We start from the raw sequence: 17,534 nt of genomic DNA on the forward strand, positions 1-17,534 counted from the left end.
CCAAGACCGTGTTCAAATGAAAAGGCTCCAGTGCCTGCCGTGTCTAAACGGGCGCTTTCGCTTTTCGGAGATCCAGCTGCGACTCGCAGAAACTGCGATATTTCACTCTTTCACCAGAACACAAAGGGCGTGTTCTAGTTCAAGAGTTCCAATATCTCCGTTTCTAAGCGCTCGTCTCCGCCTTTCGTAGATCCAGCTGCAGCGCCCAGGCACTCGGTCACTTCACCTTTTCATCCGAACACCAAGACCGTGTTCAAATGAAAAGGCTCCAGTGCCTGCCGTGTCTAAACGGGCGCTTTCGCTTTTCGTAGATCCAGCTGCGACTCGCAGAAACTGCGATATTTCACTCTTTCACCAGAACACAAAGGGCGTGTTCTAGTTCAAGAGTTCTAATATCTCCGTTTCTAGACGCTCGTCTCCGCTTTTCGCTTTTACCTCGCGACTTTTTCTAGATTCCCATTCTTGTCCATTTTGAAGGTTGGGACGTTTTGGTCTTCGTTGTCGTTTAGGACGACCATTCTTCTGGCTCGGTCCATGATTTGGATGAGGGATTGGTAATCTTCTTTCATGACTTGTTGTTCGTTTTCAAGTGTTTTGATTCTTTGGTTGAGCAGGGTGTTTTCTTCTCTTAGTAGCTGATTCTCCGATTCTAGTTTATCAAGGTTTGTTCTAAGTTTGTTTGTTGAGGATGCGGATTGTTCGAGATTGGATAAGAATGTGATGACATCTCTCATCGTTAGTTCCTTCTTAGTTTGGATTGGTTCAGTCGTGTTGGCTGGTGTTTTAAGTACAGGTTTGGCGACAGGTTGTTCTTGCTGTAATGGTGTATGCATCTCGTTCTTCGTATATTCCGGTTGTCTACGCTCAGCACGCTTCATTTCTTTTCGCTGCTTTTTCGCAAGCTTTAAAGCCTGTTCGTATCGATCTCTGACAATGGCGTTCCAACGGAATCCAACGGCTGCTGATGTTCGGCTAAGTCGATCGCCGACTTCGTCAAAGGCTTTTAATTGTGTACTACCTTCCCTAACATGCCGCAGCACTGTTTCGGCAAGCATTAAATCATCTTCATGAGACCAGGCATCTTGTCTTACTTTCATTTCCTTCAGCTCCTTTATGTGGTGAAAAACTTTGCGTTTTGAAAGTAATCATAGCTTTGCCAGTCTGGAAGAATTTATACAGAAGTCTTGTAAATTTAAGATAGATTGCAAGAATAGATAAAAAAACAACAGGGGCTAGCCCCCTGCTGTTACGGTTTCTTACTATCTGATTTGATCCGCTCACTGAAATAATCCAGTCTTTTTTGAATGGTTCTTTCGTGGCCACGCTCAGTAGGTTTATAGAACGTTTTTCTTATCATATGATCAGGTAGGTATTGTTGAGGAACGTAACCTCCTGGATAATTATGTGGGTATTTGTAGTCAACGCCGTGGCCGAGTTCTGAAGCCCCTTTGTAGTGGGAATCACGTAAATGGACAGGGACAGTGCCGTTTTTCTCCTTTTTTACTGCGGCAAGCGCCGCATCTATACCAGAAATAACGCCATTGCTTTTAGGGGCGGTAGCAAGGTATAAAGCTGCTTCAGCTAGCGGAATTCTAGCTTCCGGCATTCCAATGAATTCGACCGCATAAGTTGCGGCGTGTGCAATAAGAAGTGCGTTCGGATCAGCAAGTCCAATATCTTCAGCAGCGTGAACATAAAGACGTCTTGCAATGAAGCGAGGGTCTTCGCCTGCATAAATCATTTTAGCTAACCAATATAGCGTAGCATCCGGATCTGATCCTCGTATACTTTTAATAAAAGCTGAAACGGTATCATAGTGATTGTCGCTATCTTTATCATACTGAAGTACACGTTGTTGAATGGACTCTTCTGCGATTGCGAGTGTAATCATGAGCTGCCCATCCTGATTTGGAGTTGTCGTAAGAACGGCTAGTTCCAATGCATTTAGCGCCGTTCTGGCGTCACCGTTTGAAACATCAATGAGATGATCGATAGCATCGTTTTCAATTTCAATATTATATTTTCCAAAACCGCGATCTTTGTCCTCGATCGCCTGGTAAAGAATGTTCTTAATAGTTGTTTCGTTTAGGTGTTCAAAACGAAATAATCTTGAGCGAGAAAGGAGTGCCGCGTTAATTTCAAACATCGGACTTTCTGTTGTAGCCCCGATTAAAACGATCGTTCCATCTTCAACGAAAGGAAGAAGCGCATCTTGTTGCGATTTATTAAAGCGGTGGATTTCATCAATAAAGAGTACTGTTTTTTGACCGTCAAGCTTCAAGCGATCTTTTGCTTCGGAGGTCAATCTTCTAATGTCAGCGACTCCGGACGTTACGGCATTTAGCTGTTCAAAATGAGCTGATGTCGTATTGGCAATAATGCGAGCTAGGGTTGTTTTCCCCGTTCCGGGAGGGCCAAAAAAGATCATAGGTGTTAGTTGATCTGCTTGAATGGCTCTTCTTAATAACTTTCCATCTCCAATAATATGATCCTGTCCAATAAATTCCTCGATTGATCTCGGTCGCATCCTACTTGCGAGTGGTCCTGAAGTAGTGTTGCTATTATCTTTTGGATAATCAAATAGATCCATAGAAAACCCGTCCTTTCATAGTTATTTGAAACATACTATACGGGTTTTGGAAATGCAAGAAAAAGCGGTTCGTGCTATAATAGCAAAGGTTTACTAACAGAAACAATAGCTAGATAGATGAGATTAGTTTGAGATAAGAGGGATGAAATGAAACAAGCGAATAGGGGCATATCCTGGTTCTGGATGAGCTGGGCAATCTTTGTTACAGGTCTTTTAGTTATGGCTTTTGGAATTGCTCTCATGATTCGTGCAGAAGCTGGAAGTGCGCCGTGGGATGTATTCCATATCGGACTTTATCAACAGTTCGGATTAACGATTGGTACGTGGTCCATTATCATAGGTTTCGTGATTATTGGGGCGACGTCTTTATTAGAACAGTCGTGGCCGAAGCTTGGTGCTTTCCTGAATATGCTTCTAGTTGGCGTTTTTATTGACATTTATTTATGGCTTCCTTTTCTTAAAACCCCTGATCATTTACCGGGAAAATTGGTTATGCTGAGTAGTGGAATTCTTATTATGGGGTATGGAATTGGTCTCTATATTGCGGCAGATAGAGGAGCAGGTCCAAGAGATAGCTTAATGCTTGTCTTAACCGAGCGCACGGGTTGGAAAGTACAACGAATTCGCCTTTCAATGGAAATGGTGGTTCTTTTTCTTGGATGGCTATTACAAGGGCCGGTTAATATTGGAACGCTTTTGTTTTGTATAACGATTGGTCCGATCGTTGGTTATTCTTTGCCACAGTGTAAAACGTTTGTCGCTCGATTGATAGAAAGAGGTGGAAGAAATGAAGATATCAACAAAAGGAAGATACGGATTAACGATTATGATGGAGTTAGCAAAAAAGCACGGTGATGGACCTATTTCTTTGAAATCCATTGCTAGAAGCAAAGACTTATCAGAGCACTATCTCGAACAGCTTGTTGCCCCATTACGTAATGCCGGTCTCGTTAAAAGTGTTCGCGGAGCATATGGTGGCTATATTCTTGCACAAGAAGCGAATTCAATTACAGCAGGGGACATTATTCGCGTGCTAGAAGGACCGATTAGTCCGGTTGAAGTAATGGATGATGAGGAACCTGCCAAACGAGATCTTTGGTTGAAAATACGAGATGCTGTAAAAGATGTTCTGGATTCAACTACGCTTGAAGACCTTGCAACTTATGAAGGAGAAGGCGAACAAGATAGCTATATGTTCTATATTTAGTTGCCAGTCCACGGCTGGTCGTAAGAGGTGAATAGGAATGAATGCAATTTATATGGACCACGCTGCAACTTCGCCCGTCCATCCTGATGTGATGAAGGCCATAATGTCTTCACTTCAAAATGACTTTGGTAATCCATCCAGTATCCATCAGTTTGGTCGGAAATCGCGTCACGCACTTGATGAATCAAGAAGCAATCTTGCGAGGAGTATTCATGCTAACCCGAATGAAGTGATTTTCACTAGTGGGGGGACAGAAGCAGATAACCTTGCAATTATCGGAGCTGCAAAAGGAAACCAGGCAAAAGGAAATCATATTATTACAACGTCGATTGAGCATCATGCAGCATTAAATGCGTGCAAAGGACTTGAAAACGAAGGCTTTAGTGTGACCTACTTACCAGTAAATGAGAATGGTAGGATTTCGATAACTGATTTAAAAGATGCGATACGTTCAGAAACGATCTTGATTACGGTTATGTATGGAAACAACGAAGTAGGAACCATACAACCTATTGCAGAAATCGCCAGAATAGCAAACGATTCTGGTATCTTATTTCATACAGATGCTGTTCAGGCTTATGGGTTAATCGACCTGAATGTGAAGGAAATGGGCATTGATCTCCTTTCTGTTTCAGCTCATAAGATTAACGGACCTAAAGGTGTAGGTTTTCTGTATGCAAAGGCTGGCACAAAGTTAGTTCCTTATTCTTATGGTGGAGAGCAAGAGCGTAAGCGCCGTGCCGGTACGGAAAACGTGGCTGGCATCGTTGGCATGGAGAAGGCAGCTGAGCTGATGCATGTAGATAGAGATGCGAAAGTCGAGCTTTATCAAAATATGAAGCAAGTGATGATCGATATATTTGATGAAGAATCTATTTCTTATCTAGTGAACGGAGATAGTCAAAACATGCTTCCACACGTGATGAATATTAGCTTTTTAGATGCAAAGGTTGAGCCCATGCTAATGAATCTTGATCTTGCAGGAATTGCGGTTTCAAGTGGATCGGCTTGTACGGCAGGGTCCCATGAACCTTCCCACGTGTTAACAGCTATGTTTGGAGATAATGAGCGAACAGAGACGGCGATTCGATTTAGTTTTGGATATGGAAATTCGATCGATGATGCTAAGAGAGCAGCCGGTGAAGTCGTTAAGATTGTCAATCGGTTAAAGAAGTTATAAAATAGGCAGGACACAATTTGTGTTATAGAAGAGGAGGTGCAACCATGACAGCAAAAAAGAATGAAGATATACGAGTCGTGGTTGGAATGTCCGGAGGTGTTGATTCATCTGTAGCTGCTTTAATGTTGAAAGAACAAGGCTATGATGTAATTGGCATTTTTATGAAAAACTGGGACGACACCGACGAAAACGGGGTATGCACAGCAACAGAAGATTACAATGATGTGATTCGTGTATGCAACCAGATCGGCATTCCGTACTACGCAGTCAACTTCGAGAAGCAATACTGGGATAAAGTCTTTACTTATTTCCTTGATGAATATAAAGGTGGACGCACACCAAATCCTGACGTGATGTGCAATAAAGAAATCAAGTTTAAAGCATTTCTTGAACACGCACTTACGCTTGGTGCAGATTATCTCGCAACAGGGCACTATGCTCAAGTCGTTGAACGTGATGGGGAAGTGAAAATGCTCCGTGGTGTTGACGACAATAAGGATCAAACGTACTTTTTAAATCAGCTAACACAAGAACAGCTCTCGAAAGTAATGTTCCCGCTTGGTGGCATTGAAAAGAAAAAAGTGAGAGAAATTGCGGAAGAAGCAGGTCTTGCGACAGCTAAGAAAAAAGATAGTACAGGCATTTGTTTTATTGGTGAACGAAATTTCAAAGAATTTCTTGGGCAATATCTACCGGCTCAACCTGGCAAGATGATGACGCTTGATGGAGAAGAAAAGGGTCAGCATGACGGATTAATGTATTATACGATTGGTCAACGCCATGGCCTTGGAATTGGCGGCGACGGTGAGCCATGGTTTGTTGTTGGAAAGAATCTTGAAGATAATGTTCTTTACGTTGATCAAGGGTTCCATAATGAGCTACTCTATTCTGATTCTCTTATTGCTGTAAATTCAAGTTGGGTATCCAATTTGCCAATGGATGATGAGATAACGTGCACGGCTAAATTCCGCTATCGTCAAAAAGATTCAGGGGTAACGGTTAAGAAACTTGATGATGATCGTTTAAAAGTGACGTTCGATGAGCCGGTTCGTGCAATCACACCTGGACAAGCTGTTGTTTTCTACAATGGTGATGAGTGTCTCGGCGGCGCAACAATAGATCAAGTATTTAAGAATGCAAGTGAACTCACATACGTTTAATGACACGCCTCATTTCAAAAAGAAATGGGGCTGTTTTTTGAGGTGAAGAATCAACTGCTAACTTATGCTAAACTAGAGAATAAGCAAAAGAAATAAGGAGTTTTTAAGATGAGCCAAAAAAATGAACAAGCGATTGAAGCGATGAATAATGGAGAATTAGAAAAAGCTGTAACGCTACTATATGAAGCGATTGAAGAGAACCCTAAAGATCCGGTTGCTTATACGAATATTGGAAACCTCCTTGCACAGGCAGGGGAAATTAAGCAGGCTGTTGCATATTTTGAAAAAGCGATTGATCTCGATGAAACGCAAGGGACAGCGTATTATGGCGCAGGAAATGCATTCTTTGAACTAGAACAGTACAAAGACGCTGCAGATATGTATCAAAAGGCGATTCAGCAGGGACTTGATCAAAGCGATGTTCACTTTATGATGGGCCAATGCTTTATGATGCAGGATGCGCTACGTTTAGCGTTACCTTTCTTCCAGAGAGCTGTTGAACTTAATGAGGAAGATTCAGAAGCTCGTTTCCAGTATGCACTTTGTCTTGCGCAAGATGGGGCAGTCGATGTGGCTCTTCCTCAGTTTGAGAGAGTTGTTGAAGAAGACCCTGATCATGCAGATGCATGGTTTAACTTGGGTGTGAGCTATGCTTATCAAGAAAATTTGGAGAAAGCAATTAGCTGTTTTGATCGTGCACTCGCTATTCAACCAGATCATCTCTTAGCAGGTAATGGGAAGAAACAAATGGAACAAGCGATGAACAATAACAATTAAATTTTAAGTTATTGGAGAGAAGATCTTATGGATCAGCCACAAAAAGGCTATATCAAAGGAAGACCGATACAAATGATTTTCTTCAATGAAGATAGTTTGTATGGGGTGGCAAGACTACGAATTTCAGAAACGAATGAACCCTACGATGAGAAAGAAGTCGTTGTAAATGGAATGATTCCAAGACTTTTGGAAGATGAAACTTACGTTTTCTATGGACGGTTTACAGACCATCCGCGCTACGGAAAACAGTATGCTGTTGAATCATTTGAGCGACAGATGCCTGAATCCAAACCGGGGCTTGTTCAATACTTATCAAGTGATTTATTCCATGGAATTGGTGAAAAGACGGCGGAATCGATTGTTGATGCGCTAGGAGAGCGCGCCATAGCTAAGATTATGCGTGATCCTTCAATATTAAGTAAGGTACCAAAGCTATCTGAAGAAAAAGCAAAAGGATTATATGATTCTCTCATGGAGCATCAGGGGCTTGACCAAATTATGATTCGATTAACTGAATTAGGGTTTGGACCGAGACTATCAATGAAAATTTTTAAAGCATATAAGCAAGAAACACTCGAAATTGTTGAGAAAAATCCTTATCAGCTTATCCAAGATGTGGAAGGCATTGGTTTTCGTCGAGCGGACGATTTAGGGAAATCAATTGGTATTGAGGGAAAGCATCCTGATCGCATTAGAGCGGCGTGTCTTCATACGTTAAATGAACAAACGTTACAGGAAGGACATGTGTATCTAGAGTACGATGCTTTGATTCGATCTGTAAATGAGCTGCTAGGTGATCGACTTGATGAAGCAGATATTTCAAGGGAACTGATTTCGCTCTACGAGAGTGATAAGTTAATTCTTGATCGAGAGAGAATCTATTTACATTCACTTTACTATGCTGAAAAAGGTCTTGTCACTGGATTAAATAATGTGATGTCACAAACAGAGTATGCTGATTCTTTTCCTGAATCTGAATTTTATCGCGCACTTGGAGATCTCGAAGAACGACTTGGGATTCAATATGCGCCATCACAGCGTGAAGCGGTGCAAAAAGCGATATCGTCTCCGTTCATGATTTTGACTGGAGGACCTGGTACGGGCAAAACAACCGTTATAAAAGGGATTGTTGAGCTTTATGCTGAATTAAATGGCCTTTCTTTAGATCCAAAAGATTACACAAAAGAAAACCCCTTTCCCGTTCTGCTCGTCGCACCAACAGGAAGAGCAGCCAAACGAATGAGTGAAGCAACCGGATTACCGGCTTTCACGATACATAGATTACTGGGCTGGAAAGGTGAGGCGGGATTTGAACATGATGAGAATAATCCAATTGAAGGTAGATTATTAATTGTTGACGAAGTATCTATGGTTGACGTGTGGCTAGCCAATCAATTATTTAAATCCTTACCATCTCAAATTCAAGTAATTGTTGTTGGTGATGAAGATCAACTTCCTTCAGTAGGACCAGGACAGGTCCTTAAGGATATGATTGATTCACATGCTGTTCCCGTTAGTAAACTGACGGACATTTATCGGCAGGCTGAAGGCTCTTCAATTATTGATCTTGCCCACTCCATTAAAGAAGGAGAGCTTCCAGAAGAGTTCCATAAACCGACGCCTGATCGAAGGTTCTTTCCTTGTTCTCAACCGCAGATTATTGAGGTTGTTTCGCAAGTTTGTGGCAATGCATTAAAGAAGGGGTACTCTCCTCGGGATATTCAAGTTCTTGCTCCCATGTATCGAGGATCAGCTGGAGTGGATCGACTAAACCAGGAGCTTCAAAAGCTATTTAATCCTCCAACAGATCAGCGAAGAGAGCTGTTGCATGGAGATCTCGTTTATCGAGTCGGAGATAAAGTTCTACAACTGGTAAATAATCCTGAAGACAATGTCTTTAATGGGGATATGGGCGAAGTGGTTTCTGTATTCTTTGCGAAAGAAAATATTGAAAAGCAGGATCAACTTGTTGTTTCTTTTGATGGACAAGAAGTGGTTTATGACAGGCCTGACTTTAATCAATTAACACATGCCTACTGCTGCTCAATCCATAAATCCCAGGGTAGTGAGTTTCCAATTGTGGTGCTTCCTATTGTAAAAGGGTATTATCGGATGCTGCGGAAGAACCTTCTTTATACAGCCGTTACAAGAAGCAAGGATTATTTGATTTTGTGCGGCGAAGAAGATGCGATTAAGCTTGCTATAAAAACAGAAGATGATCAGATTCGAAATACGCAGTTATCAGAGAAATTGCAAGAAATGATTGGTGAACAACCAACAATTGAAGAATCAATCTAAAAGTCAGAGAATTTCCTGGCTTTTTTTTATTGAAAAGACTTTTGGACAGGGATGCACTTCTAGAGCTGTTGTATAGAAAGTGGAGCGTGTGGGCAGGATGGAATGTATATCTTCTTAAATAGCTCGATTAGGAGGCGTATGGAGATGAATTGTCCAAATTGCAAAAGTAAAAATATAGGGAAGATCGGTGCCAATCAATTCTATTGTTGGAACTGTTTTGTGGAAATGTCTGTGGTCAAAGGTGTACTCTCCCTTCATCAAGTAGAAGAAGATGGTTCACTTACATCCCTTGATGATTTATTTGAAGATTATGATATGCGAGTTGAACTGTAGATGGCGTGATAGCTGGAGGGATCAAATGTGAAGCGTGAATGGAACCTTAATTGGCTCATTTATTTAACAACCCTTCTGCTCGTATTTCTATGTGTGTATTTGTTATTGAAATTAGCTCCGATTTGGGAGCCGATTGTAAATGTGTTAACGGTATTGATCGTTCCCTTTTTAATTGCTTCTCTCATCACATATTTACTTCACCCGATTGTAGAGAAAATTCATAAAGAAGGACTACCAAGAGGTGTTGCTGTCCTCTTAATCTATCTCTTGTTTTTTGGAGGCACTGGGTATGCAATTGTTAAAGGTATTCCGCATATTGTGAAGCAGTCACAGGAGTTAATGGAGAACGTACCGATGTTTATTGATATGTATCGAGATGCGGTGCACCATACCTATGACTTTACAGCTAATTTACCTCCTGCTCTTCAAGAAAAGGTGGATCAATCGTTTCAGGATGCTGAAGATGCTGTTAACCATACATTAACACTTGCAATTGAAATAGCAAAAAAGCTGCTAAGTTCTATTTTTATTATCATGATTATTCCCTTTATTGTGTTCTATTTGCTTAAAGATTTCGAAGATTTAAAGAAAATAGCTTGGAGAGTTACGCCTCCAAAATGGAGAATACCGGGTAGAAACGTATTGATTCGAATTGATGAATCCCTTGGGAATTACATTCGAGGTCAATTTTTTGTCATTAGTGTTCTAGGTGTTCTTGCTGCACTAGGCTTTTGGTTAATTAAGCTTCCATATGCGATCTTGCTTGGCATTATTGTTGGCGTAACAGATATTATTCCGTATTTTGGTCCTTTTTTAGGGGCGGCGCCAGCATTATTAATTGCGTCAACTGTTTCAGTTAAAATGACGTTGGTTACGATCATCGTCATTATTGTTCTTCAGTTTATTGAAAGCAATATCCTTTCTCCCTATATTGTAGGGAAAAGTTTGCATATTCACCCGGTGGTTATTATTTTCGGCCTGCTAGCAGGAGGAGAAATTGCCGGTGTGATTGGATTGATACTGGCAGTTCCTGTGCTGGCCGTTTTAAAGGCGCTCATTCTCTATCGCAACGAAGATGAACGAAGCAATTGACAAACGATTCAAGCTCTGACTATAATTATTTCAGAGATTAAGAAACAAAACACATTGACGGATCCAGTATGTTGACCCCTATTCATGAATACAAAATGTATTCCTAAGAGAGAAGCTCCTTGGCTGAAAGAGCTTTATGAATTGATCAGCAGAACGCTAATCCTGAGTGCGGATTAATCCCCGCCGTCTCGACCTCGTTACGGTCGCTTGAGGTGATAGACGATGATGTCTATAACCAGGGTGGTACCGCGTGAGTATGAAAACAAAACTCTCGTCCCTGATTTATTCAGGGATGGGAGTTTTTTTGTATGTAAAAAAACCACCTAGAATAGCGAAAGAGTTCAATCAGAATTGAAGGAGGATGTTTCGTATGAAAAACTTATCGTCAGCTGACGTAAGACAGATGTTTATCGATTTCTTTAAAGAAAAAAGTCACTCGGTGGAACCTAGTGCATCGCTAGTACCTCATGAAGATCCAACTTTGTTGTGGATCAATAGTGGAGTCGCTACATTAAAGAAATATTTTGACGGGCGCGTTACCCCTGATAATCCACGAATTGTTAATGCACAGAAGTCAATTCGTACCAATGACATTGAGAATGTAGGAAAGACAGCTCGTCACCATACATTTTTTGAAATGCTTGGAAACTTTTCAATCGGAGATTACTTTAAAGAAGAAGCGATTGAATGGGGCTGGGAATTTTTAACTAGCAAAGACTGGATTGGCTTTGAAGCTGATAAATTATCGGTAACAATCCACCCGGAAGATGAGGAAGCTTATACAATTTGGAGTGAAAAAATTGGCCTTCCAGAAGAGCGTATCATTCGACTAGAGGGCAACTTCTGGGATATCGGTGAAGGACCTAGTGGACCAAATACAGAAATTTTCTATGACCGTGGCGAAGAATACGGTTTTGAAGATCCTACAGAAGAACTCTATCCTGGTGGCGAAAACGAGCGTTATCTCGAAATCTGGAACCTTGTGTTTTCTCAGTTCAACCATAATCCAGATGGAACTTATACCCCTTTACCTAAAAAGAATATTGATACGGGAATGGGACTCGAACGCATGGTATCTGTTATTCAAGATGCAAAAACAAACTATGATACAGATCTATTCATGCCGACAATTCGTGAAACTGAGCGAATGGCAAACGTGAAGTATGGAGCTTCTCGAGAGGGAGATACTGCTTTCAAAGTAGTCGCTGACCATATTCGAACTGTTACATTTGCAATTGGTGATGGTGCCCTACCTTCTAATGAGGGGCGTGGGTACGTGCTAAGAAGACTGCTTAGACGAGCTGTTCGTTTTGCTAAACAAATTGGTATTAACCGTCCGTTTATGTATGAACTTGTTCCTGTAGTGGGTGACATTATGGTTGAATTCTACCCAGAAGTAAATGCAAAGAAGGAATTTATTCAGAAAGTGATTAAGAACGAAGAAGATCGCTTTTACGAAACCTTAAATGAAGGACTTTCGATTCTTTCGGATATTATGAAGAAAGAAAAAGAAGCTGGTAATCACGTTATTTCAGGTAGCGATGTTTTCCGTCTATATGACACATACGGTTTCCCTGTCGAACTAACAGAGGAGTATGCGGAAGAAGAAGGGTTGGAAATTGATCGTACAGGTTTCGAGCATGAGATGGGAATGCAGCGTAAACGTGCTAGAGATGCTCGCCAGGATGTAGGTTCTATGCAAGTTCAAGGTGGCGCCCTCGGTGATATTTCAGTGGAAAGTGATTTTGTCGGATATGAAGAGCGTTCTGTTGATACAGAAGTTGTCGCTATTATAAAAGACAAAGAGCTGACGGAAGTAGCGTCAGAAGGGGACGAAATTCAAGTGATTATCCAAAGCACGCCTTTCTATGCTGAAAGCGGCGGGCAAGTTGCAGATCCTGGTGTAATTCGGGGTGAAGATGTTCAGCTTCGCGTCACGGATGTACAGAAAGCGCCAAATGGCCAGCACGTCCATACGGCGGTTGTCGAATCTGGAACAATAAAAACAGGAGCAAAAATTACAGCTGAAATCAATCGTTCAAACCGTTCGGCAATCGTAAAGAATCATACAGCAACTCACTTGCTACATCAAGCTTTAAAGGATGTACTTGGTGAGCATGTCAACCAGGCTGGTTCACTCGTAGGTTCTGAGCGCCTTCGCTTTGACTTCTCTCATTTCGGACAGATTACATCTGAAGAACTTGAAGAGATTGAAAAACAAGTAAACGATCAAATCTGGGCGAACATTCCAGTGAATACGATGGTAAAGCCTATTGAAGAAGCTAAAGCAATGGGAGCTATGGCATTGTTTGGTGAAAAATATGGAGATACTGTTCGGGTTGTACGTGTTGGTGATTATAGTCTTGAATTATGTGGCGGTACGCACGTTCAAAATACAGCAGAAATTGGATTGTTTAAAATTGTTGCTGAATCAGGTATTGGGGCAGGAACACGCCGTATTGAAGCTGTAACTAGTGAAGGAGCTTACCAGGTTTTGAATCAACAAGTGTCGATTTTGAAAAACACGGCTAACTTGTTAAAATCAAATGTGAAGGACGTCCCCTCAAGAACAGAAGCACTACTTGGTCAGATCCGTGATTTACAACGCCAAAATGATTCATTGACGTCAAAACTTGCAAATGTTGAAGCGAAGCAAATGGCAGGAGATGTTCAAGAAGTAGACGGTGTGAAAGTAGTTGCTAAACGCATCGATACAGATATGAATAACCTTCGTAGTATTGTTGATGATTTGAAATCACAGATTGGAAGCGTCATTGTCGTATTGGGAAGTGGGGCTGACGGAAAAGTTCAACTTGCGGCTGGTATTACAGATGACCTTGTAAAAGAAGGTTATCATGCTGGGAAATTGATTAAAGAGCTTGCTACACGCTGTGGCGGTGGCGGTGGTGGTCGTCCGGATATGGCACAGGCGGGCGGCAAAAACCCTGAGAAGTTAGATGACGCGCTTGCTTATACAACAGATTGGGTTAAATCCATTTCCTAATTTGGTTTTAGTAGTGTACAATAAGAATTAGTTGACTAGTTACGATTCTAGATGGGGATCGGAGAAAGAGGTGTAAGGAATGAGTTCGATGGACAAAACAATGAAATTTAATTTTCCAGACGACGCAGACAACCACGATGTCCAGGAAGTGTTGCTCACCGTCTATAGCGCTCTTCAAGAAAAGGGCTACAATCCGATAAACCAGATTGTGGGATACCTCCTTTCTGGAGATCCGGCTTACATTCCGAGACACAATGATGCGAGAAGCTTAATTCGTAAGCTAGAACGAGATGAATTAATCGAAGAGCTTGTAAAATCGTATCTTACTCATCATCAGAGATAAGGAGACAGCATGAAAACACTTGGTTTGGATGTCGGTACAAAAACAATCGGTGTCGCGCTAAGCGATGCGATGGGTTGGACGGCACAGGGATTAGAAACGGTGAAACGTAACCCGGATATGCAGGATGTGATTCCTGATCGTTTAATGGAAATCATTAATGGGAATGATGTCAGCAAGATTGTTGTTGGACTTCCTAAAAACATGAATGGTTCAATTGGTCCGAGTGGTGAAGCTTGTCAGGCATTTGCAGAGCTCATTCGGATAAGGACCAATTTGCCAGTGGAAATGTGGGATGAAAGGCTGACAACTGTCGCTGCTGAGCGCATGCTGATAAGTGCTGATGTGAGTCGTAAGAAAAGGAAGAAAGTGATCGACAAAATGGCTGCTGTTATGATTCTGCAAGGATACTTAGACAGCAAGCAAAATTAATGAGGTGAAAAGCATGGAGGAAAAAGAACGCATTATCATTCCAGATGAAAACGGAGACGAACATTTATTTGAAGTTCTCTTTACTTTCGACGTAGCTGAGAACGGACAATCTTATATGACTGTGGTTCCAGCTGATCAGGCAGATAGCGAAGAAGAAGTAGAGGTTTACGCTTTCCGTTATGAAGAAGAAGATAACGAAGAACGAGACTATAAGCTCTTCCCTATCGAATCAGATAAGGAATGGGAAATGGTTGAAGAAATGCTCAACACTTTCTCAGAAGAGGACGAGAACGAATAACGTTCAATTAAAGCTACCGATGTATTCATCGGCAGCTTTTTTTATGTTTAGTTGATCATTATAACAACGTTTCGATACTGAATTTTGGAAATGACTACAAACCTCTATCGTTAACTTGTATAATACATGTTGGAGTAAATATGGCGAACGTTAGCAATAACGCTGACAATATGTCGACTTGTAGTATAATAGGTGAAGAACGAAAGGGGGCCACGGCGTTGTCTGATTTTAAAGACTTGTATAAAGAGAAGCTTATGAAGCGCCAAAGTGAAAATCATACGGTAAGAAAAATTGTTTTTATAATTCTATTGCTTTTAACCATAACGGTGGCTGCCGTTATAACAGGTGGTTATTTCTACATAAAAAACATTCTTGAGCCAGTGGATCCGAATAGTAGCACGAAAACAGCTGTTACGATTCCAATTGGCTCTTCAACTTCCTCGATCGGTGAAACCTTAGAACAAGAGGGAATTATCAAAGATGGGACGGCTTTTCGTTATTATGTAAAATATAAAAATGAAAGCGGCTTTCAGGCTGGAGATTATGAACTTTCACCATCGATGACGATGGATGAAATTATTGCGATTATGAAAAGCGGAAAAGTAATGAAAGAGGCTGTTGCTACGATTCCTGTACCAGAAGGAATCTGGATAGAAGACATAGCCGCCCGTATCGCAAAAGAATTGGATTTAAAGAAAGAAGATGTGATGAAGCAGTTAGATGATGAGAAGTACATGGAGGCTCTAATTAATGAATATTGGTTTTTAACAGATGATATTCTAAATGATGATATACGTCATCCGCTCGAAGGTTATCTATTCCCTGCTACTTATGATTTTGTAGAAGAACCGTCGGTGGAAGCTGTTGTAAAAGAGATGTTAGATAAAACAGACAGTGTGCTAAATAAATACCGATCTGAAATAGAAGATCGGGACGACTCAATCCATGAACTAATGACGCTCGCATCGATCATTGAAGAAGAAGCTTCCGCCAATGCTGATCGAACAAAGATTTCAAAAGTGTTTTATAACCGTCTGGATAAGGATATGATCTTACAAACGGATCCTACCGTTGTTTATGCCAGAGGAGAACAATCCGGTGAAATTACACAGGATGATCTTGATTTAAAATCGCCATATAATACGTATAAACAAAAAGGTTTGCCCGTAGGACCAATCGCGAACCCTGGTGAATCATCAATAGTAGCTGCGATTGAACCTGCTGATACAGATGCCCTCTATTTCTATGCTCGCCCAAGTGGAGAGACGTTGTTCTCAGAAACAAATAAAGAACACAATAAAAAAGTAGCTAAGTATAAAGAGGAATGGGACGAGTATTATAAGAAGAAAGAAGAAGAGGCGAAAGAAGAATAAGAAATTTATGGGGAATGGCGAGTAAGACTACCATTCCCCTTTCGATTATGATAAAATTATTCGGGTTACATGAAGGAGGACCGATCATGATATCCGATCATGTTGAACAATATCTTGAATCTTTACGGCCGAATCGAGAAGGCATAATTAAAGAAATTGAGGAATATGCAGAGGAAAACCATGTTCCTATTATGGAACAAACGAGTCTCGATGTTATGCTTCAAATTCTTTCTTTCTTGAAACCGAAACGAATATTAGAAATTGGTGCAGCTATTGGGTATTCAGCCATTCGTATGGCTGAGCGTTTGCCGGATACTGCGATACTTACTGTAGAACGTGACGAAACTCGTTATAACGAAGCGATCGCAAACATTGATAAAGCTGGCTATTCAGATCAAATTACAGTCCTATTTGGCGATGCATTTGATCTAGCTCACGATCTCAAACAATACGGCCCTTATCAAGCTCTATTCATTGATGCGGCGAAAGGTCAGTATAAGCGCTTTTTTGATGAATTTTATAGTGAATTAGAAGAAGGCGGCATCGTCTTTTCTGATAACATTTTATTCAGAGGATTGGTTGCAGAAGATGAGATAGAGGAGAAGCGCTTTAAATCAATGGTGAAAAAGCTCCGTCTTTATAATGAATTTTTAATTTCCCATCCCGAGTTAGATACAACGATTTATCCAATTGGAGATGGTCTAGCTGTTAGTCAGCGTAAAAACTCATGAAGAAGGAAAGCCGACGTACACATGTACGGGCGGTTTTTCTATAATAGAAGGGAAAGAATTATGGTTAATAGACCCGTAGTAATTGGTGTTGCTGGAGGATCAGGCTCTGGTAAAACCACTGTAACACGAGAGATTTTTAAACAGTTTGCCGATCAGTCCGTCTTAGTTATTGAACAGGATTCTTACTACAAAGATCAAAGTGAAAAGTCAATGCCTGAACGACTTGGTACAAACTATGACCACCCACTTGCATTTGACAACGATCTGTTAATTGAACATGTTAAAGAATTAATGTTATATAAACCGATTCAAAAACCAGTCTATGACTATACAGTTCACACAAGATCTGATAAAATTATTCCTGTCGAACCGAAAGATGTCATTATTTTGGAAGGTATCCTAATTCTTGAAGATGAACGTCTTCGTGATCTAATGGATATTAAGCTTTTTGTTGATACTGATGCGGATCTTCGCATCTTAAGAAGAATGGTTCGCGATATACGTGACAGAGGGAGAACGCTTGATTCAGTAGTTGAGCAGTATACTTCAGTGGTTCGTCCGATGCACCTTCAATTTATTGAACCGACAAAGCGCTATGCAGATATTATCGTACCTGAAGGCGGCCAAAACCGAGTTGCGATTGACCTTATGGTTACGAAAATCCATACGATACTGGAAGAAAAAGCAATGCTATAACGATTAAATGAGGTATATTTACC

Annotated in this window: 17 protein-coding genes; 15 read left to right on the forward strand and 2 right to left on the reverse strand. The window is 41.0% G+C overall.

Annotated features, from left to right (window positions below; all coding sequences use genetic code 11):
- Positions 1-431: 431 nt before the first annotated feature.
- The gene (locus tag LCL91_RS16090) at positions 432-1,097 is read right to left on the reverse strand and encodes an RsfA family transcriptional regulator (RefSeq protein ID WP_224883825.1); all 666 of its coding nucleotides are present in this window, start codon (positions 1,095-1,097) and stop codon (positions 432-434) included.
- Between the two features lie 149 nt (positions 1,098-1,246).
- Complete coding sequence (locus LCL91_RS16095) at positions 1,247-2,590, reverse strand: AAA family ATPase (RefSeq protein WP_224883827.1); 1,344 nt, start codon at positions 2,588-2,590, stop codon at positions 1,247-1,249.
- 147 nt (positions 2,591-2,737) lie between these two features.
- Between LCL91_RS16095 and LCL91_RS16100 the strand changes: the two genes are divergently transcribed.
- The 15 genes from LCL91_RS16100 (at position 2,738) to udk (ending at position 17,511) form a co-directional block, all read left to right on the forward strand.
- Positions 2,738-3,445: a YczE/YyaS/YitT family protein gene (locus LCL91_RS16100; RefSeq protein WP_224883829.1), complete on the forward strand. Its 708-nt coding sequence runs from the start codon at positions 2,738-2,740 to the stop codon at positions 3,443-3,445.
- Positions 3,378-3,797: a cysteine metabolism transcriptional regulator CymR gene (cymR, locus tag LCL91_RS16105; RefSeq protein ID WP_159783403.1), complete on the forward strand. Its 420-nt coding sequence runs from the start codon at positions 3,378-3,380 to the stop codon at positions 3,795-3,797. Before LCL91_RS16100 ends, cymR begins: the two co-directional genes overlap by 68 nt.
- Before the next feature lie 37 nt (positions 3,798-3,834).
- A complete protein-coding gene (locus LCL91_RS16110; RefSeq protein ID WP_224883831.1) occupies positions 3,835-4,977 on the forward strand; it encodes a cysteine desulfurase family protein in 1,143 nt (380 codons plus the stop codon).
- Between the two features lie 44 nt (positions 4,978-5,021).
- Positions 5,022-6,137: a tRNA 2-thiouridine(34) synthase MnmA gene (gene mnmA, locus LCL91_RS16115; RefSeq protein WP_224883832.1), complete on the forward strand. Its 1,116-nt coding sequence runs from the start codon at positions 5,022-5,024 to the stop codon at positions 6,135-6,137.
- A gap of 108 nt (positions 6,138-6,245) precedes the next feature.
- Complete coding sequence (locus LCL91_RS16120) at positions 6,246-6,914, forward strand: tetratricopeptide repeat protein (protein WP_159783397.1); 669 nt, start codon at positions 6,246-6,248, stop codon at positions 6,912-6,914.
- A 27-nt stretch (positions 6,915-6,941) separates the two neighbouring features.
- Positions 6,942-9,212 (forward strand): SF1B family DNA helicase RecD2, encoded by a 2,271-nt coding sequence (gene recD2 / locus LCL91_RS16125; protein WP_224883833.1) that lies wholly within the window; start codon positions 6,942-6,944, stop codon positions 9,210-9,212.
- A 144-nt stretch (positions 9,213-9,356) separates the two neighbouring features.
- Positions 9,357-9,545, forward strand: coding sequence for a hypothetical protein (locus LCL91_RS16130; protein WP_224883834.1), 189 nt, complete (start codon positions 9,357-9,359; stop codon positions 9,543-9,545).
- 27 nt (positions 9,546-9,572) lie between these two features.
- Entirely contained in the window at positions 9,573-10,637 is a 1,065-nt protein-coding gene (locus tag LCL91_RS16135) for an AI-2E family transporter (RefSeq protein ID WP_224883835.1), read from the forward strand.
- Positions 10,638-11,007: 370 nt separating this feature from the next.
- Complete coding sequence (alaS, locus tag LCL91_RS16140) at positions 11,008-13,641, forward strand: alanine--tRNA ligase (protein WP_224883836.1); 2,634 nt, start codon at positions 11,008-11,010, stop codon at positions 13,639-13,641.
- A 79-nt stretch (positions 13,642-13,720) separates the two neighbouring features.
- Entirely contained in the window at positions 13,721-13,984 is a 264-nt protein-coding gene (locus tag LCL91_RS16145; protein ID WP_098444356.1) for an IreB family regulatory phosphoprotein, read from the forward strand.
- A 9-nt stretch (positions 13,985-13,993) separates the two neighbouring features.
- Positions 13,994-14,413: a Holliday junction resolvase RuvX gene (gene ruvX / locus LCL91_RS16150; protein WP_224883837.1), complete on the forward strand. Its 420-nt coding sequence runs from the start codon at positions 13,994-13,996 to the stop codon at positions 14,411-14,413.
- The gene (locus LCL91_RS16155; protein ID WP_273833297.1) at positions 14,409-14,711 is read left to right on the forward strand and encodes a DUF1292 domain-containing protein; all 303 of its coding nucleotides are present in this window, start codon (positions 14,409-14,411) and stop codon (positions 14,709-14,711) included. The genes ruvX and LCL91_RS16155 overlap by 5 nt, the downstream gene beginning before the upstream one ends.
- Before the next feature lie 218 nt (positions 14,712-14,929).
- Entirely contained in the window at positions 14,930-16,084 is a 1,155-nt protein-coding gene (mltG, locus tag LCL91_RS16160; protein WP_224883838.1) for an endolytic transglycosylase MltG, read from the forward strand.
- Between the two features lie 86 nt (positions 16,085-16,170).
- Positions 16,171-16,815, forward strand: coding sequence for an O-methyltransferase (locus tag LCL91_RS16165; protein ID WP_224883839.1), 645 nt, complete (start codon positions 16,171-16,173; stop codon positions 16,813-16,815).
- Positions 16,816-16,872: 57 nt separating this feature from the next.
- The gene (udk, locus tag LCL91_RS16170; protein ID WP_179886333.1) at positions 16,873-17,511 is read left to right on the forward strand and encodes a uridine kinase; all 639 of its coding nucleotides are present in this window, start codon (positions 16,873-16,875) and stop codon (positions 17,509-17,511) included.
- Positions 17,512-17,534: the final 23 nt, after the last annotated feature.

The organism is Guptibacillus hwajinpoensis, from assembly GCF_020171785.1.
Taxonomy (GTDB): Bacteria; Bacillota; Bacilli; order Bacillales; family Guptibacillaceae; genus Guptibacillus; species Guptibacillus sedimenti.